This window comes from Corynebacterium gottingense, assembly GCF_003693265.1.
Taxonomy (GTDB): Bacteria; Actinomycetota; Actinomycetes; order Mycobacteriales; family Mycobacteriaceae; genus Corynebacterium; species Corynebacterium gottingense.
In genome coordinates this window covers 1-16,496 of the sequence record NZ_RDRE01000007.1, presented here as the reverse complement: position 1 = coordinate 16,496, position 16,496 = coordinate 1, and the positions used below count along the sequence as shown (strand labels likewise).

Sequence of the window (16,496 nt, the reverse complement as noted above, 5' to 3'; positions counted from 1 at the left end):
CACATCATGGAGAAGTTCACCACCCACACCGGCGTTGGGGTGCCGCTGACCAGGTCCAACGTTGATACGGACCAGATTATCCCCGCCCGCTATCTCAAGCGAGTTTCCCGCACCGGCTTCGAGGACGGCCTGTTCTCCAATTGGCGCGAGAACCAGCCGGACTTCGTGCTCAACCAGGAGGACTTCGCGGCAGGCTCGGTGCTGTTCGCCGGCCCAGACTTCGGCACCGGATCCTCGCGCGAGCACGCCGTGTGGGCGCTCATAGACTACGGCTTCAAAGCCGTCTTTAGCCACCGGTTTGCTGACATCTTCCGTGGTAACGCCGGCAAGGCCGGCCTGCTCGCGGGCATCATGAGCGAGTCCGACATCGAGCTGATCTGGAAGCAGCTGGAGCAGACGCCGGGTTTGGAGGCCACGGTCTCGCTCGCGGACCGCACGGTCACCGTCGGCGAAAACACCTACACCTTCGACATCGACGACTACACCCGATGGCGCCTGATGGAAGGGCTGGATGACATCGGGCTGACGCTTCGCGACGAGCCCGCGATCCAGGCCTTCGAAGCGAAGCGCCCCGCGTTCAAGCCGGCGGTGCGCTAGACGCGCTACTCGGGCAGGTTTTCCAGCGCCTCCGGGGCGAACTCCTTGAGGAACGCCTTGGAGGTGTTCACCAGGCCGAGCACGCCGCGGTCCACGAAGTCGCGGAATTGCTCGTCGGTGTGCTTCCAGTGGCACGGCAGCGCGTAGGTCACGCCCAGCGCGGCGAGGTCGCGCTCCGGGTCCTCCAGCGCCACCGCGGTGGGGAAGGAGCGCACGTTGTTGAACTCCTCGCACCAGGTCAATACCTCGTCGAAGCGGGATGCGGTGACCTCGCTGACGCCGACGGTGGTAAACAGCACGATCGAGTTCGACGTGTACGAAATTTCCATCGAGATGCCCGCGAACCCCGTCTGGAACGAATCCGGGTTCTCGGAGTCGGTGTAGGTCCAGCCCTGCTGCCGGAAGTACTCGCGCACGCGGTCCAGGTCGGTGTTGCGGTAACCGGTTGTGTGGTCGGCCATTACTGTGCCCCCTCGTCGGATGCGTCGGATGCGTCGGATGCAGTGCTGGATTCGGCGGAACGCTCGCGCGCGATGTCGTCGCGAAGCTCGCTGAGTTCCTCGTTGAGCGCATCGGTGGCGTATCGCAGCATGGAAAAGTAGAAGTCCAGCATGCGCTTGAGCTGCTCGTCCTCTGCGCCGCCGTTGGGGAAGAACGGGGAATCGACGAAGGCCAGCAAGGCGTCGTCTTCCCACGGGGTGGGGTGAATGCGCAGGCGGGGCAGGGAGCGGTTGATGGTGTTCACGCAGCGTCGCAAAGCTTGCTTGTCTTCTTCGGTGCGGGCGGTACCCAGCCACCGGGCGACGATGTTGAACATATCGCCGTCGAAGCGGAAGAAGCACACCGCGCTGGGGAACGCGGTGACCGTCATGTCGTCCGACTCGCTGCGGTAGTGCTTGAGGCCCAGCTCGTCCAGTGTGGCCTCGACGCGCTCCTGCGTAATCGGGGCGAAAGCCATAATTGTCCTTTCTGCTACTTCACCGGTAGCGCCGAAGGCAGGTAATCCGCACCCGAGAGCTGGCCCTTGTGGAACGTCAGCGACCACACCGAGCCCTTTTTCGCGTTGATTTCCGTATCAATCGGCAGCGTACCGCTTGCTGCCAACCACGCTATCAGCCCCGGGATGGCCTCGCCTTGGCTGCAAATCACGCTCGTGCCCTCGGCGTTGATCACGTCCTCGAACGCGCGTTTCGCGCCGACCATATCGCCCAGCCAGGACTGGTCCCCGAAGCGAGCGTCGACGGTGACGTCCAGGCCCAGTTCGTCCGCAAGCGGCTCGACGGTGGCCTGGCAGCGGTCCGGCTCCGCCGAGAAGATGCGGGTGGGTGCGAAGGGGGAGAGCATCGGCACCAGCATTTCCGCCTGGCGGCGGCCTTTCTTGTCCAGCGGGCGCAGATTGTCATCCCCGGACCACTTCGCGTGCTCGTGCGCGCGAGCATGGCGCACGAGGAGGATGCGGGTATCCGCAGAGCGCGAGAAGCGCTTCTGTGCCTTCTCTAGCACCTGGCGGTCCAGGTTGTAGCTCATCAGCGGCTTCGCCTCGGGGATGGGCAGCCAGCGGATCTCGTCCACCTCGTCGTTCGGGGTGAACTCGCCGCCGGTGACCTCGCCCGTCCAGTAGTAGACCACCTTCGTGGTGTGCTTCACCGGGTAGATGGTCTTGCCCAGCAGCTTGCCCAGGCGCACCTCGTAGCCGGTCTCCTCGCGGATCTCGCGCACCGCGGTGACCACCAGGGACTCGCCGGGGTCGAGCTTGCCCTTGGCCAGGGACCAGTCGTCGTAGTGCGGGCGGTGGATGCACGCCACCTCGATGGATTCCGGTTGGGTGCGGTCGCCGCGCCACAGCACCGCGCCCGCGGCCAGGGTGGTGCGGGGGAACTCGTCCAGCGGGCGCTTCGGGATCTCCTGGTGGCGCCCGGTGAGGAACATCTCCCCGGCGATGTCCTTGTGCTGCTCGTGCAGTTTCCCCTTGCGCGGCGCGCCCGCGCGCGATTTCTTGTCAGCCATACCCGCTATTTTTGCGCACGCTGTGCTCGCGCGCCAATGCGCCCGCTGCGCCCGCGTGCCGCGCACGGCGTGCAAAACTCTTGATAGGCTGACAAAGTTTGTTGAGGCACAGCGAGGAAGAATGAGGAAGGCAGCAACGCAATGGTGAATGTGGCAGTGCTCGGCGCCGGGTCGTGGGGCACCACGCTGGCAAAGGTCTTCGCCGACGCCGGCAACGCGGTAGACCTCTGGGCGCGCCGCCCGGAGCTCGCCCGCACGATAGAGACCACACGCGAAAACCCCGACTATTTGCCGGGCATCACGCTTCCCGACGCCGTGCGCCCCACCTCCAACGCCGCAGCCGCACTCGGCGCGGACATCGTCGTCTTCGCGGTGCCGAGCCAGACGATGCGCGACAACCTCACCGGGTGGGCGCAGCATTTGCGCACCGATTCGACGCTGTTGTCTATCTCCAAGGGCATCGAATCGGACACGCACCTGCGCATGTCCCAAATCATCGGCGAGGTCACCGGCGCGACCGAGGATCGCATCGCCGTGCTCTCCGGCCCGAACCTGGCCAAGGAGGTCGCGCTCGAGCAGCCGGCCGCCACCGTCATCGCCTGCTCCGACCTCAACCGCGCAAAGCTGGTGCAGGCCGCCTGCGCGACGAACTACCTGCGCCCGTACACCAACGAGGACGTCGTCGGCTGCGAGATCGGCGGGGCGACCAAGAACGTCATCGCGCTCGCCTGCGGCATGGCCTCCGGCCAGGGCCTCGGCGAGAACACCTTGGCCTCGCTGATCACGCGCGGCCTCGCGGAAATCACCCGCCTCGGCACGGAGCTGGGCGCGGACGCCCGCACGTTCTCCGGGTTGGCCGGCCTGGGCGACCTCGTCGCCACGTGCTCGTCTCCGCTGTCCCGCAACCGCACGTTCGGCGCCGCGCTGGGCAAGGGGGCCACGATCGAGGAGGCGAAGGCTGCAACGAAGGGGCAGGTCGCGGAGGGCGTCGTGTCGTCGAGAAGCATCTTCCAGCTCGCGCAGGAGCGGGGCGTGGACATGCCGCTGACCCAGGCGGTGTACGCCGTGTGCCACAAGGGAGTGAAGGTGCCGGAGACGATTGCGGCGCTGATGGGGCGGAGCAAGAAGTCCGAGTAGCTGGGGAGCTGGCTGGGTCGCTGGCTGGTGTAGTCTCGATCTGTGATTCGTATAGCCGTCATTTACGGTGGCCAGTCCACCGAGCACTCGATTTCCTGCATCTCGGCCGGCGCAGTCATGGCGCACCTCTCGTCCGAGCGTTACGAGATTTACCCCGTGGGCATTACGCGCAGCGGCGCCTGGGTGGAGGGCGCGCTCGACCCGGTCGCGGGCGCCACGCTGCCGGAGGTATCCGGGAAGCGCGAGGTGGCGCTCTCGCTCAACCCGGACCGGCGCGGCGTGTTCGTCGACGCGGCAAGCGGCGAGGCCCTGGCTCAGGTCGACGTTGTCTTCCCGGTCCTGCACGGCAAGTTCGGCGAGGACGGCACCATCCAGGGCCTCCTCGAGATGGCCGGCGTGCCCTACGTCGGCCCCGGCGTCCTCGCCTCCGCGTGCGGCATGGACAAGGAGTACACGAAGAAGCTCGTACGGGCGGAGGGGGTCGCTGTCGCCGAGGAGGTGGTGCTGCGCGCAGGGCAGACGCTTGACGACGCCCAGCGTGCCCGCCTCGGACTGCCCGTCTTTGTCAAACCTGCCTCGGGTGGTTCGTCGATTGGCGTGTCCAAGGTGGAGTCATGGGAGGCCCTCGACGAGGCGATCGCGCTCGCCCACGAATCGGACGGCAAGGTCCTCGTCGAGTCGGAGCTGCACGGTGACGAGGTAGAAGTCGGCGTCATCGAGCACCCGGACGGGCGCATCGAAGCGAGCGTGCCCGCCAAGCTCAACGGCACCGAGGATTCCGCCGAAGGCTTCTACGGGTTCGAGACGAAGTACCTGGACAACGAGGTCACCGCGACCATTCCCGCGCCCTACGGCGAGGCAACGATCGCGGAGCTCAAGCGGCTCGCGCTGCGCTGCTTCGAGGCGCTGGACTGCAAGTCCCTGGCCCGCATCGACTTCTTCGTTACCAAGGACGGCCCGGTGCTCAATGAGATCAACACCATGCCCGGGTTCACCCCGATTTCCATGTACCCCCAGGTGTGGCAGGCCAGCGGTCTGGCGTACCCAGACCTGCTGGACCTGTTGGTCACCACCGCGCTGAAGCGGTAGCGCTAGCCCTGCTCCGGCAGCTGTTCGGCGATGAGCGCGGAGAGGTTCGAGATTGCCTCGTTGCCCGCCGATTGCGGCAGCGACACCGCCACGCCCGTCGCACGACCCAGCGCGTACCAGGTCGAGGCGGTCGTCCCGTTCGCCAGTGTCGTGTCCTCGAACCAGGGGACGTCATCCACCTGTGAGAGCTGCGCCCCCGCGGCGTAGCTTGCCGGGTCCGCGACACCGCAGCGCACCACGATCGGCTCCTTGCCGTCCGCGATCCAGCCGATGACGTGGGCGGACTCGGGGACGTCGCGAGGCGCGCTGCGGCGGTAGCCTTCGGCAATCGAGTCGGGGGCGACGTCCGTGAGCGCGCGGCACGAGTCCGCCGCGCCCGACTCGTCGGCAGCGAGCTGCGTCAGCGGCGCCGGCGCGTAGACGTGTTGCTGCGCCGGCAGCCCGGAGAGGTCCAGGCCGTCGAGCGGGGTGTCATCGCGCCCGAGGGATGCCTCGTCGGCGGTGACGGCCACGGCGGGCTCGCGGTCCACGGTGTACCAGGTGGACATGGTGGAGCCGGGGGTGGCGTCGTCGACGCGCAGCCAGCGGGCGCCCGCGGCCTCGAAGGTTAGGGGCTCGACGAACGCGGTGTACTGCTGCGGCATGGCCACCCCGCAACGCAAGGTCACCCGCTCGGTGGAGGAGGACTGCCACGCGGCAGCGCCCTCGGGCGCGGGGTCCGCAAGTGCTGCGCGGCGGTGGGAGAGGAGGCGGTTGGGGAGGGCGTCGATAAGCGTGCTGCACTCCTGAGACCCGGCCTGCGGCGAGTCGAGCTGGGACATCGCTACCGGCTGGTTCGCGGCCTGGGTGGCCACGAAGCGCGCCCCGCCGAGCACCGCCACAACGAAGACGACGGCGAGCCCAAGGCTGACGTACGCCGCTGTTCTATTAACCTGTGATTCGTTCGCCGGGGAAGCACTCATGGCGCCACAGTCTAACGAAAGGCGGTATAGCAACCGTGATCCGAACCGGGTTTCCCACCGTCGGGCCCACGCTGACATCCGTGGGCGAACACGCGGTGATCGACGCCATCGTGCGCGCCTCGCCATCGCCCATCAACGGCGACGACGCCGCCGTGCTCACCCCCTCGACCCCGAACTCGCGGGTCGTGGCCGCCACCGACATGCTCGTGGAGGGGCGCCACTTCCGCGCCGACCTCACCACGCCGGAATTCGTGGGGCGCAAGGCCGTCGTCCAAAACTTCGCCGACATCGAGGCGATGGGCGCGCGCCCGATCGCCGCGCTGCTGGCCATCGCCGCGCCGCCGGAGATGCCGCTCGCCGTGATCGAGGGGCTTGCGCGCGGCGTGGGCCAGGCAACCGCGGACTATTCCACCGAGCTCGTCGGCGGCGACGTAACGCAGTCGGACCAGCTCGTGGTCTCCGTCGCCGCGATCGGCTCGCTCGGCGGGAACCGCGATCCGCTCTCGCTGGACCACGCGCGGCCCGGGCAGCGCGTCGTGGCCCACGGCGACATCGGCTACTCCGCCGCCGGGTTCGCGCTGCTCAACGCCGGGGTGCGGATCCCGGAAGCGCTCGAGCCGCTCGTCCACGCGCACCAGGTCCCGCGCCTGACCCCCGGCCGCGGCGTGGTTGCGCGCGCCGCCGGCGCCACCGCGATGACGGACAACTCCGACGGACTGATCCGCGACCTGTCCCAGATTGCCACGCACTCCAAGGTGGGCATCGACCTGTCCAGCCTGGCCATCGCGCCGGACGACTTGCTGCGCAAAGCCGGCGAGCTCCTCGAGCAGGACCCCTGGGAGTGGGTGCTCACCGGCGGCGAGGACCACACGCTCCTGGGCACCTGCGACGGCTCCGCGCCCGTCGGCTTCCGCTCGATCGGGAGGGTCACACGCACAGGGCAGGTGCTTATCGACGCCACCGCGCCCCACTACACCAACGGATGGGAGAGCTTCGGATGAATCTGCCCGTACACGAGACCTGGCAGGCACCGCTCGCGGGAGTGGAGGACCGCATCCACGCCATGGGAGACTTCCTCCGCGGCGAGGACGCCTACCTGCCGCGCGGTAACGACATCCTGCGCGCGTTTGCGGACCCGTTCGACGCGGTGCGCGTCCTCATCGTCGGGCAGGACCCGTACCCTACGCCTGGCCACCCGATGGGCCTGGCGTTTTCCACCCAGCCGGGCGTGAAGCCGCCGCGCAGCCTGGTCAACATCTACAAGGAGCTGCAGGAGGATCTCGGCGTCGCCCCGCGCGCCGACGGCGACCTGTCGTCCTGGTCCGCCCAGGGCATCCTGCTGCTCAACCGCGTGCTCACGGTCCGGCCCGGTGCGCCCGCCTCGCACCGCGGGAAGGGCTGGGAAGCGGTGACCGAGGCGGCGATCCGCGCGCTCGCGGCCCGCGACCAGCCCCTCGTGGCGATCCTCTGGGGCCGCGACGCGCAGTCGGCGGCGCGCTTCCTTGGTGATACGCCGCGCATCGAGTCCCCGCACCCGTCCCCGCTTTCCGCCAACCGAGGGTTCTTCGGCTCCCGCCCGTTTAGCCGGGCCAACCAGGCGCTTCAAGACCAAGGTGGGCAGCCGGTGGACTGGGGCCTGTAAGATAACCGCTCATGGTGACTCCTCGTGGCTTCGACGGTGACCGCCTGCGCTCATGGGCCAGGCGCGCCGCCAGCGAACTCGAACGCCGCAGGGTGGAGATCAACGAGCTCAACGTGTTCCCGGTTCCCGACGCGGACACCGGCTCCAACATGGCGCACACCATGCATGCTGCCGTGGAGGCGACCGAGCAGATCGGCGCGGACGCCACGGCCGCCGAGGTCGCTGAAGCCCTCGCCCAGGGCGCGGTGCGGGGCGCACGCGGCAACTCCGGCGTCGTGCTCTCCCAGGTCATGCGCGGCCTGGCGCAGTCCATGACGGAGGAGACCTCCGGTGGGGCCATCGTCGCCGACGCGCTCGCCGCCGCGGTGCGGTTTGCGGACCGGGCGATCGCCGAGCCCGTCGAGGGCACAGTGATCACCGTGCTGCGGGCCGCCGCCGTCGCCGCAGAGGAGGCGGCTGCCGGCACCACCGCGAACACGCTCAGCGACGTCGCTGCCGCCGCAACCGGGGCGGCGCAGCAGGCGCTGGCGAACACGCCGTCGCAGCTCGAGGCCCTGCGCCAAGCCGGAGTCGTCGACGCGGGCGCGACGGGGCTGGTCATCCTCCTCGAAGCCCTCGTGGCCGAGGTGGCGGATGGCGCTGCGCAAAACGCGCCGGGGGCAAGCGAGCCGGGGGAGGGGGCGCCCAGAAGCACTGGCTCGGCGGCGCACTCGCACGGTGCCGCGGGAAACCTTGAGGTCATGTTCTACTTCCGCGGCGAGGTCGGTGCGCTCGGGAGGCTCGAAGACGCGCTGGTCGGGCTGGGAGACAGCCTCGTCGTCGCGCGCGCCGGCGAGGACGAGGGAACCGTCCATATCCACACCGAGCGCGCCGGCGAGGTGATCGAGCAGGCCTTCGGCGCCGGGAAGGTCAGCGACCTGCGGCTGGAGATCCTGCCCGCGGAGCCGGTGACGCACGCGCCGAAGCGGGTGATCATCGCGGTCACGCCGCCCGGTTCGCTCACCGAGCTGTACGGTCAGGCCGGCGCCGTGACCATTGCCCCCGGCCCTGATGTGGTGGCGGACATCCTCGCAGCGATCCGCCGCTCCCGCGCCCAGGAGGTGATCCTGCTGCCAAACGGGCTGCTGGACAGCCGGAACCTGGTCGCGGTCGAGCGCGCGACGCGGGCCTTCGAACAGACGATCACGCTGCTTGCCACCGTGCGGCTGGTCTCCGGGATCGCTGCGCTGACCGTCCACGACGCGAACCAGCCCCTGGCGACCGCCGCGTTCACCATGTCTGAGGCCGCGGGCGAGATGCGCACGGCCGTCGCGCACCGCGCCGAAAAGGCGGGGCTTATCCAGGGTGGCCCCGTGGGCAAGGGCGACATCATCGTTACTGCTCACGGAGAGACCGTGCTCATCGCGGACACGCCGGCGGAGGCGCTCGAGGGCGCGTGCCGGCGCCTGCTCGACCACGGCGGCGAGCAGGTCACGGTGCTCTACGACCCCACCTACCTGCACGCCGACGAGTTGGACGCGCTCGCGGTGCGGTTCGCTGAGTCGCTCGGCGTTGAGGCGGTGGCGTACCCGGCAGACGGCCTCGGCGCGGTCGCCGAGATCGGGGTGGAGTAGTCCATGCTTGGGTTTGCAGACTCGCGTCCGCTGAACCTGGTCATCCCGCTCAAACAGGCGCGGGCGATTGCGAAGCACCTGGACATCACGACCTGCGGCGAGCTCCTGCAGTACTACCCGCGCCGCTACCTCCAGTACGGCAAGGGCGCAGACTTGACCGGCATGGAGGAGGGCTCCACCGCGACGATCATCGGCACCGTCGTGAGCACGACCCTGATCCCGAACCGCAAGACCCCGAAGCGCCCCATCTTCCGCATCGAGGTCGACGACGGCCGCCAAACCATCCCCGCCACCTTCTTCGGCTCCGCCTACGCGCAACGCATGCTCCGCGAGGGTCGCCGCGTGATGCTCAACGGCAAGCTCAATTTTTTTCGCGGCCGCCCCCAGCTCCAGCACCCGGACTTCGTGCTTCTCGACGGCACGTCCCAGGCCACCGGCTCACTGAAACAACTCATGCACTTCGGGTCGTTGGAGCAGATCCTTTCCGGGCGCGACTGGCTGCCCATCTACCCGGCGAAAAAGGGGATCAACACCTGGACGATTATGGGCGCGGTCCACATGGTCCTGCACTCGCTGCCGACCATCGAGGAGCCGCTCGGGTTCACGCCGATCGGGATGCTGCCGCTGAACTCGGCGGTCCGCCAGATCCACGAGCCCGGTCCCGAGGGGCCCGGCAAGGCGCTGCACCGACTGAAGTACGACGAGGCGCTGTCCGTCGCGCTGGCCATGGGGGTGCGCCGGGCAGACCTCTCGCACCGTCGCGCGGAGGCCCTGCCGCGGGTGGCGGACCGGGACCAGGCGAGGCTGCTGGACCAGCTGCCGTTCGCGCTCACGGAGGGCCAGTCGGCGGTGTTCGGGGAGATCAGCGCGGACATGGCCTCCGTGCGGCCGATGAGCCGGCTGTTGCAGGGTGAGGTCGGCTCCGGCAAGACGATCATCGCGCTGATCGCCATGCTGCAGGCGGTGGACAACGGCGCGCAGGCCGCGCTTCTCGCGCCGACCGAGGTGCTGGCGATGCAGCACGCGCGCTCGCTTGCAGAGACGCTGCTGCGCGCCGGCGTTCCCGCGCGCGTCGTCGCGCTCACCGGCTCCATGGGGGCCGCGCAGAAGCAGGAGGCGCTGCTCAAGATCGTCTCCGGCGAGGCGGACATTGTCGTGGGAACGCACGCGCTGATCCAGGACACGGTGGACTTTTTCAACCTCGGGCTGGTCGTGGTGGATGAGCAGCACCGGTTCGGGGTGGAGCAGCGTGATACGCTGCGGGCGAAGGCGGGGGAGCGCACCCCGCACCTGCTCGTCATGACCGCGACCCCCATCCCGCGCACCATCGCTATCACCGTGTTCGGCGACCTGAGTGTGTCCACGCTCAAGGAGCTGCCGGGCGGGCGCAAGCCGATTCGCTCCTCGGTCGTGCCGGAGTTTCGGCCGTCCTGGGTGGCGCGCGCGTGGGAGAAGATCCGCGAAGAGATCGCGGCGGGCCACCAGGCGTACATTGTCTGCCCCAGGATCGAGGGCGAGGGTGGCGTGCACGAGGTGGCCGAGTACCTCGCCGACGCGGAGTTCCCGGACAGCACGGTCGCCGTCCTCCACGGCCGGATGAAGGGCGAGGAGAAGGACGCCGTGATGGCGGATTTCGCCGCGGGCGCCACGGACGTGCTCGTGTCCACCACGGTGATCGAGGTCGGCGTGGACGTGCCCAACGCCACGGTGATGATGGTGCGCGAGTCCGAACACTTCGGCGTCTCCCAGCTGCACCAGCTGCGCGGGCGCGTCGGCCGTGGCGGGTTCGAGTCGTGGTGCCTCTTCCATACGCTGGCGGACCAGGGCTCCCCGTCGTTTACCCGGGTACAGCAGGTCGCGGCCACCACGGACGGCTTCAAACTCGCGGAGCTTGATCTGCTCAACCGCCGCGAGGGCGACGTGCTGGGCAAGGAGCAATCGGGCCTGCACCGCACCCTGCGGCTGATCAATCTTGTGGACGACCGAGCACTCGTCGAGCGCGCCTACCGGGACGCGGGCAGCATCGTCGCCGACAACCTGGAGTTCGCGCGCAGCGCCACCGCGGACTTTGTCGCCGAAGACTTCGAATACCTAGACAAAAGCTAAACCCGCGCTACCTGCCCGCTACAGTGTGTGGCATGAACCGCATTATTTCCGGAGACGCCCGCGGCAGGAAGATCAAGGTCCCGCCCGAGGGCACGAGGCCGACATCCGACCGCGCCCGCGAGGGCCTGTTTTCGTCCCTCCAGGTCCGCTTCGGGTTCACGGGGGCGAACGTGCTCGACCTGTTCGCCGGTTCCGGCGCGCTTGGCCTCGAGGCAGCGTCGCGCGGCGCGCAGCAGGTGGTGCTGGTGGAAAATGACCCGCGTGCGGTCGCCGTCATCGAGCACAACGCCGAGGTCGTCGGCCACGCGGACGTCCGCATCGAGCCGGTCAAGGCTTCCACCTACGTTGCGCGCGCCCCGCGCAAGCACTTCCACATGGTGCTCGCAGACCCGCCGTACGCGCTCGATGACGCCACCGTCGCCGAGATGGTCCGCGCGCTCGAGCCATTGCTTATCGACGGAGCCGTGGTCGTCGTCGAGCGCCACCGCGACAGCCCAGAGACCGATTGGCCGGCGACCTTCACCCCGACGGGCCAGAAGCTGAAGAAGCGCACCTACGGCATTGCCCGCATGGACATGGCCGTCTACGCGGACCCCGAGACCAACGAAAGCGAGGAGCAATGACCACCGCTGTCTGCCCCGGGTCCTTCGACCCGATCACGAACGGGCACCTCGACATTGTGCGCCGTGCCTCGCACAGCTTTGACGAGGTCGTCGTGCTTGTCACCGGCAACCCGTCGAAGAAGTCGGGCCTGTTTAGCGTGGAGGAGCGCATGGCGCTTATCCGCGAGGTGACCGCCGACATCCCGGGCGTGCGCGTGGACTCCTGGGGAGGCCTGCTCGTCGACTACACCAACGAGCACCGCGTGACCGCCCTGGTCAAGGGCCTGCGCTCCTCGCTGGACTACGACTACGAGCTGCCCATGGCGCAGATGAACCGCCGCTTGTCCGGCATCGACACCTACTTCCTCATGACGGACGAGAAGTACGGCTACGTCTCCTCCTCCCTGTGCAAAGAGGTGGCCAAGTACGGCGGCGACGTCACCGGGCTGGTGCCGCACACGGTCCGCGAGGCCATGCGGGAGAAGTTCCAGTGATCTGGCTCGCCGTCGGCGTGTTCGTTGCCATCGCTGCCGGCGCCATCTCCCAGCGCGTCTCCGGCATGGGGCTCGGTCTCATCGCCGCGCCCGCGCTCTCGCTCATGCTGGGGCCGGTCGTGGGCATCATCCTCATCAACGTCCTCGCCACGATCAACGCGGTGCTGAACACGTGGTCCATGCGCGCGGACGTCGATTGGGGCAAGTTCGCACCGATTGCGGCGGCGCTCGTCGTCGGCGCGGTGCCGGGTGCGTTCCTCATCCGCGCGGTGTCGCCCTCGGCGCTGCTCGTGGTCGTCGGCATCGTGCTCCTCATCGCGCTGAGCGTGGTGACCCTGGGTAAGCGCTACGTGCCGCCTATCGAAGGCGCGCTGCCCGCGGCCGTCTCCGGCGCCGTCGGCGGGTTCATGAACACGCTCGCTGGCGTGGCAGGGCCCGCCATCACGGTGTACTCGCAGGCGGCGCGCTGGCCGCAGCGCACCTACGCGGCCACCCTGCAGCCCATCTTCATGGTCTCCGGCGCGGTCTCGTTCCTGATCAAGGAGCTCACCGGGGCTGCGAACCTGGCGACCATCCCGGCGGCGTTCTGGGTGGCGGCGGCCGCGGGGCTCATCGTCGGCCAGGTTGCGGGCACGAAATTAGCCCCGCACATCCCGAGCGCCAAGGCGCACACCGTGGCGCTCTCGCTCGCGTTTTTCGGCGGGTTTACCGCGCTCGTGCGCGGGCTGGTCGGGATGTTCGGGGCGTAAAGGGCGCTAGAACGAGCGTTAGAACAGCGTCGAAACGAAGGCCTTGGTGCGCTCCTCGCGCGGGTTGTCCAGGACCTCGGCGGGCGTGCCGTACTCGATGACCTGGCCGTTCGCCATGAACGCAACGTGGTCGGCCACTTCGTGGGCAAACGCCATCTCGTGGGTGACCACCATCATCGTCATACCCTCGGCGGCGAGGTCCTTCATCACGCGCAGCACTTCGCCGACGAGCTCGGGGTCGAGGGCAGACGTGGGCTCGTCGAAAAGCATGAGCTTCGGCTCCATGGCCACGGCGCGCGCGATCGCGACGCGCTGCTGCTGGCCACCCGAGAGCTGGATGGGGAAGGCGTCGGCCTTCGCGGCGAGGCCGACCATCTCAAGCAGTTCCATCGCGCGCGCCTTCGCCTTCGCCGGGTCCTCGCCCTTGACGTGGATCGGCGCCTCGATGATGTTTTCCAGCACCGTGCGGTGGCCGAAGAGGTTGAAGTTCTGGAACACCATGCCGATGTCGCGGCGCTGCTTGGCCGCATCCTTCTCGCTCATCTCGTAGAGCACGCCGTCGCGCTCGCGGTAGCCGATCAGGTCGCCGTCGACGTACAGGCGGCCCGCGCTGACCTTTTCCAGGTGATTGACGCAGCGCAGGAACGTCGACTTGCCGGACCCCGATGGGCCGATGAGGCAGGTGACGCTGCCCGGCATGACCTCCAGGTTGATGCCTTTGAGCACGTCCAACTGGCCGAACGACTTCCACACGTCCACGGCCTGGATCATCGGTGTTGCTTTGACCGTCATGGCTTAGCGTCCCTTCTTCTTGTCCGGTGCGGTGATGATTTCCACGTTGGAGGGGATGGTGCCCTCCGCGTCGGCCAAGCTGGCGAGCTGGCGGGCGGTGAGCTGGCGAGTCGCACCGCGCTCGAAGTAGCGCTCCAGGTAGTACTGGGCGACCATGAGCAGCGAGGTGATGACGAGGTACCAGGTCGCCGCGACGAGCAGCAGCGGCACCGGCTGGAACAGGGCCGCCGCGATGTCCATGGAGCGGCCGTACAGCTCGAGCGAGTAGGGGACCGCCACGACTAGCGACGAAGTCTTGAGCAGCGAGATGAACTCGTTGCCCGTCGGTGGGATGATGATGCGCATCGCCTGCGGGAGCACCGTGCGCGTCATCGTTTGGCGCCAGCTCATGCCGAGTGCCTTCGACGCCTCGACCTGGCCCTCCGGCACCGAGGACACGCCCGAGCGGACGATCTCCGCCATGTACGCGGCCTCGTTCAACCCGAGGCCCACGACCGCCAGCGCGAACGCGGAAGAGGTGAACGGCTCGAGCGGGATCTCGGTGAAGCCGAGGTTGATCGAGTCATAAATCGCGCCGATCAGTCCCCAGAACATCAGCTGCACGTAGACCGGCGTGCCGCGGAAGACCCAGAGGAAGAGCCAGGCGACCGCGTTGAACACCGGGTTCGGGCTCATGCGCATGACCGCGAGCAGGATGCCGCCGACGACGCCGATGATCATGCCTAGCAGCGTGATCGCGAGCGTGTGCAGGCCGGCGATGGCGATGCGGGTGTCAAAGAGGTACTGGAAGTAGGTGTCCCACCCGTAGGCGTCGTTACGCGCGGCGCCGATGATGAACCAGGCGACGAGCGCGACCAGGATCGCGGCGAGCACCCAGCGGCCGGGGTGGCGAAGCGGCTTCGCCTCGATGCGCTCCGGCTTGCTCCGCCGGCTGTATACCTTGTTGCTCATCTGGTGTTACCCCAGCCCTTCTATCGGTTGTTCGTTCAGGAGTGCGTGTTCGAGCAGCCCACTATCGACGTTCCACTGCTCCAGGATGCGGGCGTATTCCCCAGTGTCGATCAGGTGCTGCATGGCCAGCGCCATGACGGGGCCCAGCTCCGAGTCCTTCGGTACGGCGATTCCGTACGGCGCCGCGTCAAACATCTCGCCGACGAGCTCGAGGTCGCCGCCCGAGCGCTCCACAGCCCACGCGGTGACGGGGGAGTCGGCGCTGTACGCGTCCGCGCGGCCGACGAGCGCGGCCAGCGCCGCGTTATCGGCGGTGTCGAAGGAGAGGACGGTGATCGGCTCCTTGCCCGCCTCGACGCAGGCGTCGGACTTGGGGCGCACGTCGTCGGTTTCGGAGACGGTCGTGCGCTGCACAGAAACGGTGAGCCCGCAGGCGTCGTTGGGGTCGACGGCGCTGCCAGTCTGCCGCGCCCACTGGATGCCGGCGTACAGGAAGTCGACGAAGTCGAACGATTCGCGACGCTCCGGGTTGTCAGTGAATCCAGACATGCCGGCATCGAGGCTGCCGGCTTGCACCGCGGGGAGGATCATGGAGAAGTCCATGTCTTGCGGGTCGTATTCCAGGCCCATCACGCCCGCGAGCGCGCGTCCGATGTCCATTTCGAACCCGATGAGTTCGCCCTCGGAGTTCTTAAACTCGAACGGGGCGAATGGCGGGTTGGCGCCGATGGAAAGCTTGCCGTCCGCGGCGACCTGCTCGGGCACGAGGGCCGCGATCTCGGGGACTTCTTCCGGGACGATCGGCTCCCAGGCATCGGGCGTACCGTCCTCGGTGTTAGTCACGCAGCCGGTCAGCAGGGTCGCTGCGGCGAGGCAGGCCCCGAGGACGCCTGCCCGGCGTGCGGTGAATGTTGCGTGCATGGAACTTCCAGAAGCGTAGAAATATACTGTTCACCGTATATTACTCGCAACGGCGTCGGTGGGGAAGTTGCCATGCCGTGCGGCGTAGCTACTGCTGCGCCATGCGGATGCCGCGCATCACCAGCTCCACGAGCTGGCCGATCACCAGCAGGCCCAGCATGACCGGGATGACGGACGACGCCGCGCGGCTCGAGCCCGCGGAGCTCTGCGCAAAGTCGCCGGTAAAAAAGCCGGACGACATCATCGACGAGCCCTGCACCTCCTGCTTCGCCAGCTCCCACGGGTTCGCGGTATCCGGCACCGACGAGTTCTTCGCCCACGCCTGCACGACGTCCTTGCCGTCGCCCTCCTCCATGTCCTTGGTCCAATCCAGGAACATCTCGGAGCTCGACACCTTCTTCACCGGGTTCTTGTCCGGATCCAGGTGCATGGGATCCTTCTCTTCGTCGTAGTCCAGCGGCTTCAGGCCGGGCGCGGGGTCGCCGGGCTTGTTGCCCTTGGGGCGAGTGCTTGATGACGCCCCATCGCCCCCGTTCTCTCCCGCCTCCGCAGCGGCGGCGGCCGGGACGAGGGGGCTGAACTGGACGGTGGATACAGCGAGTGCGGCAGCGATGGTGCCGGCAAGAATGGTCTGGCGCATGCGAACATCCTAACCAAGCGGGTGGACCATTGTCCCATCGGCGAGGCACGCGGAAAACCCTTAACCCGTATTAGACGCAGGGAACGGGCCCGCGGTTCCCTTCGGTGGGTGTTTTGGGAGTCTTCTCACAAGTGCTTGTTTGCGCTGGTCACAGGCCCGTATGGTGCTGGGTATGGATGTGATTGCAGACCTTG

18 protein-coding genes are annotated in these 16,496 nt (G+C 68.0%); 10 read left to right on the top strand and 8 right to left on the bottom strand.

Features of this window, described 5'->3' with window-relative positions; translation table 11 throughout:
• Window positions 1-6: 6 nt before the first annotated feature.
• The gene (leuD, locus tag EAW56_RS05785; RefSeq protein WP_122085613.1) at window positions 7-597 is read left to right on the top strand and encodes a 3-isopropylmalate dehydratase small subunit; all 591 of its coding nucleotides are present in this window, start codon (window positions 7-9) and stop codon (window positions 595-597) included.
• A 5-nt stretch (window positions 598-602) separates the two neighbouring features.
• Here the strand turns inward: leuD and EAW56_RS05780 are convergent, their stop codons facing one another.
• The 3 genes from EAW56_RS05780 to EAW56_RS05770 are packed head-to-tail and all read right to left on the bottom strand — an operon-like array spanning window position 603 to window position 2,604.
• Window positions 603-1,058: a YbjN domain-containing protein gene (locus EAW56_RS05780; RefSeq protein ID WP_095536889.1), complete on the bottom strand. Its 456-nt coding sequence runs from the start codon at window positions 1,056-1,058 to the stop codon at window positions 603-605.
• Window positions 1,058-1,555, bottom strand: coding sequence for a YbjN domain-containing protein (locus EAW56_RS05775; protein ID WP_122085611.1), 498 nt, complete (start codon window positions 1,553-1,555; stop codon window positions 1,058-1,060). The genes EAW56_RS05780 and EAW56_RS05775 overlap by 1 nt, the downstream gene beginning before the upstream one ends.
• Before the next feature lie 14 nt (window positions 1,556-1,569).
• Window positions 1,570-2,604: an NUDIX hydrolase gene (locus EAW56_RS05770; protein ID WP_122085610.1), complete on the bottom strand. Its 1,035-nt coding sequence runs from the start codon at window positions 2,602-2,604 to the stop codon at window positions 1,570-1,572.
• Between the two features lie 141 nt (window positions 2,605-2,745).
• Here EAW56_RS05770 and EAW56_RS05765 point away from each other — a divergent pair, with 141 nt between their 5' ends.
• Window positions 2,746-3,741, top strand: coding sequence for an NAD(P)H-dependent glycerol-3-phosphate dehydrogenase (locus EAW56_RS05765; protein ID WP_095534995.1), 996 nt, complete (start codon window positions 2,746-2,748; stop codon window positions 3,739-3,741).
• A 42-nt stretch (window positions 3,742-3,783) separates the two neighbouring features.
• Window positions 3,784-4,830 carry a D-alanine--D-alanine ligase family protein gene (locus tag EAW56_RS05760; protein ID WP_095546319.1) on the top strand — a complete coding sequence of 349 codons (1,047 nt, stop codon included), beginning with the start codon at window positions 3,784-3,786 and terminating at the stop codon, window positions 4,828-4,830.
• A 2-nt stretch (window positions 4,831-4,832) separates the two neighbouring features.
• Here the strand turns inward: EAW56_RS05760 and EAW56_RS05755 are convergent, their stop codons facing one another.
• On the bottom strand, window positions 4,833-5,792 hold the full coding sequence (locus EAW56_RS05755) for a DUF3515 domain-containing protein (protein ID WP_122085608.1): 960 nt from the start codon (window positions 5,790-5,792) through the stop codon (window positions 4,833-4,835).
• A gap of 35 nt (window positions 5,793-5,827) precedes the next feature.
• Between EAW56_RS05755 and EAW56_RS05750 the strand changes: the two genes are divergently transcribed.
• From EAW56_RS05750 to EAW56_RS05720, 7 genes are read left to right on the top strand one after another with little or no spacing between them, the layout of a single operon-like run.
• Window positions 5,828-6,793, top strand: coding sequence for a thiamine-phosphate kinase (locus EAW56_RS05750; RefSeq protein WP_095536884.1), 966 nt, complete (start codon window positions 5,828-5,830; stop codon window positions 6,791-6,793).
• Window positions 6,790-7,434 carry a uracil-DNA glycosylase gene (locus EAW56_RS05745; protein ID WP_095546316.1) on the top strand — a complete coding sequence of 215 codons (645 nt, stop codon included), beginning with the start codon at window positions 6,790-6,792 and terminating at the stop codon, window positions 7,432-7,434. Before EAW56_RS05750 ends, EAW56_RS05745 begins: the two co-directional genes overlap by 4 nt.
• Before the next feature lie 11 nt (window positions 7,435-7,445).
• Window positions 7,446-9,047 carry a DAK2 domain-containing protein gene (locus EAW56_RS05740; RefSeq protein WP_122085606.1) on the top strand — a complete coding sequence of 534 codons (1,602 nt, stop codon included), beginning with the start codon at window positions 7,446-7,448 and terminating at the stop codon, window positions 9,045-9,047.
• A gap of 3 nt (window positions 9,048-9,050) precedes the next feature.
• Window positions 9,051-11,153: an ATP-dependent DNA helicase RecG gene (locus tag EAW56_RS05735; protein WP_095548317.1), complete on the top strand. Its 2,103-nt coding sequence runs from the start codon at window positions 9,051-9,053 to the stop codon at window positions 11,151-11,153.
• Between the two features lie 32 nt (window positions 11,154-11,185).
• Window positions 11,186-11,776: a 16S rRNA (guanine(966)-N(2))-methyltransferase RsmD gene (rsmD, locus tag EAW56_RS05730; protein ID WP_095534988.1), complete on the top strand. Its 591-nt coding sequence runs from the start codon at window positions 11,186-11,188 to the stop codon at window positions 11,774-11,776.
• Window positions 11,773-12,249: a pantetheine-phosphate adenylyltransferase gene (gene coaD, locus EAW56_RS05725; protein ID WP_122085604.1), complete on the top strand. Its 477-nt coding sequence runs from the start codon at window positions 11,773-11,775 to the stop codon at window positions 12,247-12,249. Before rsmD ends, coaD begins: the two co-directional genes overlap by 4 nt.
• The gene (locus EAW56_RS05720; RefSeq protein WP_338126940.1) at window positions 12,246-12,998 is read left to right on the top strand and encodes a sulfite exporter TauE/SafE family protein; all 753 of its coding nucleotides are present in this window, start codon (window positions 12,246-12,248) and stop codon (window positions 12,996-12,998) included. The genes coaD and EAW56_RS05720 overlap by 4 nt, the downstream gene beginning before the upstream one ends.
• 18 nt (window positions 12,999-13,016) lie before the next feature.
• Here EAW56_RS05720 and EAW56_RS05715 read toward each other — a convergent pair whose 3' ends face one another.
• The 4 genes from EAW56_RS05715 to EAW56_RS05700 all read right to left on the bottom strand — a co-directional run bounded on the left by EAW56_RS05715 (window position 13,017) and on the right by EAW56_RS05700 (window position 16,302).
• Window positions 13,017-13,790 (bottom strand): amino acid ABC transporter ATP-binding protein, encoded by a 774-nt coding sequence (locus EAW56_RS05715; RefSeq protein ID WP_269150535.1) that lies wholly within the window; start codon window positions 13,788-13,790, stop codon window positions 13,017-13,019.
• Window positions 13,791-13,793: 3 nt separating this feature from the next.
• Window positions 13,794-14,741 carry an amino acid ABC transporter permease gene (locus EAW56_RS05710; protein WP_095536880.1) on the bottom strand — a complete coding sequence of 316 codons (948 nt, stop codon included), beginning with the start codon at window positions 14,739-14,741 and terminating at the stop codon, window positions 13,794-13,796.
• A 6-nt stretch (window positions 14,742-14,747) separates the two neighbouring features.
• Window positions 14,748-15,662: an ABC transporter substrate-binding protein gene (locus EAW56_RS05705; RefSeq protein WP_122085603.1), complete on the bottom strand. Its 915-nt coding sequence runs from the start codon at window positions 15,660-15,662 to the stop codon at window positions 14,748-14,750.
• 88 nt (window positions 15,663-15,750) lie between these two features.
• Window positions 15,751-16,302: a hypothetical protein gene (locus EAW56_RS05700; protein ID WP_095276195.1), complete on the bottom strand. Its 552-nt coding sequence runs from the start codon at window positions 16,300-16,302 to the stop codon at window positions 15,751-15,753.
• Window positions 16,303-16,496: the final 194 nt, after the last annotated feature.

Excerpts from the sequence above, each read along its gene's own strand:
- leuD (WP_122085613.1), top strand. The coding sequence starts at position 7 with ATGGAGAAGTTCACCACCCACACCGGCGTTGGGGTGCCGCTGACCAGG.
- coaD (WP_122085604.1), top strand. The coding sequence starts at position 11,773 with ATGACCACCGCTGTCTGCCCCGGGTCCTTCGACCCGATCACGAACGGG.
- rsmD (WP_095534988.1), top strand. The coding sequence starts at position 11,186 with ATGAACCGCATTATTTCCGGAGACGCCCGCGGCAGGAAGATCAAGGTC.
- EAW56_RS05780 (WP_095536889.1), bottom strand. The coding sequence starts at position 1,058 with ATGGCCGACCACACAACCGGTTACCGCAACACCGACCTGGACCGCGTG.
- EAW56_RS05715 (WP_269150535.1), bottom strand. The coding sequence starts at position 13,790 with ATGACGGTCAAAGCAACACCGATGATCCAGGCCGTGGACGTGTGGAAG.
- EAW56_RS05765 (WP_095534995.1), top strand. The coding sequence starts at position 2,746 with ATGGTGAATGTGGCAGTGCTCGGCGCCGGGTCGTGGGGCACCACGCTG.
- EAW56_RS05745 (WP_095546316.1), top strand. The coding sequence starts at position 6,790 with ATGAATCTGCCCGTACACGAGACCTGGCAGGCACCGCTCGCGGGAGTG.
- EAW56_RS05775 (WP_122085611.1), bottom strand. The coding sequence starts at position 1,555 with ATGGCTTTCGCCCCGATTACGCAGGAGCGCGTCGAGGCCACACTGGAC.
- EAW56_RS05700 (WP_095276195.1), bottom strand. The coding sequence starts at position 16,302 with ATGCGCCAGACCATTCTTGCCGGCACCATCGCTGCCGCACTCGCTGTA.
- EAW56_RS05740 (WP_122085606.1), top strand. The coding sequence starts at position 7,446 with ATGGTGACTCCTCGTGGCTTCGACGGTGACCGCCTGCGCTCATGGGCC.
- EAW56_RS05755 (WP_122085608.1), bottom strand. The coding sequence starts at position 5,792 with ATGAGTGCTTCCCCGGCGAACGAATCACAGGTTAATAGAACAGCGGCG.
- EAW56_RS05735 (WP_095548317.1), top strand. The coding sequence starts at position 9,051 with ATGCTTGGGTTTGCAGACTCGCGTCCGCTGAACCTGGTCATCCCGCTC.
- EAW56_RS05710 (WP_095536880.1), bottom strand. The coding sequence starts at position 14,741 with ATGAGCAACAAGGTATACAGCCGGCGGAGCAAGCCGGAGCGCATCGAG.
- EAW56_RS05705 (WP_122085603.1), bottom strand. The coding sequence starts at position 15,662 with ATGCACGCAACATTCACCGCACGCCGGGCAGGCGTCCTCGGGGCCTGC.
- EAW56_RS05770 (WP_122085610.1), bottom strand. The coding sequence starts at position 2,604 with ATGGCTGACAAGAAATCGCGCGCGGGCGCGCCGCGCAAGGGGAAACTG.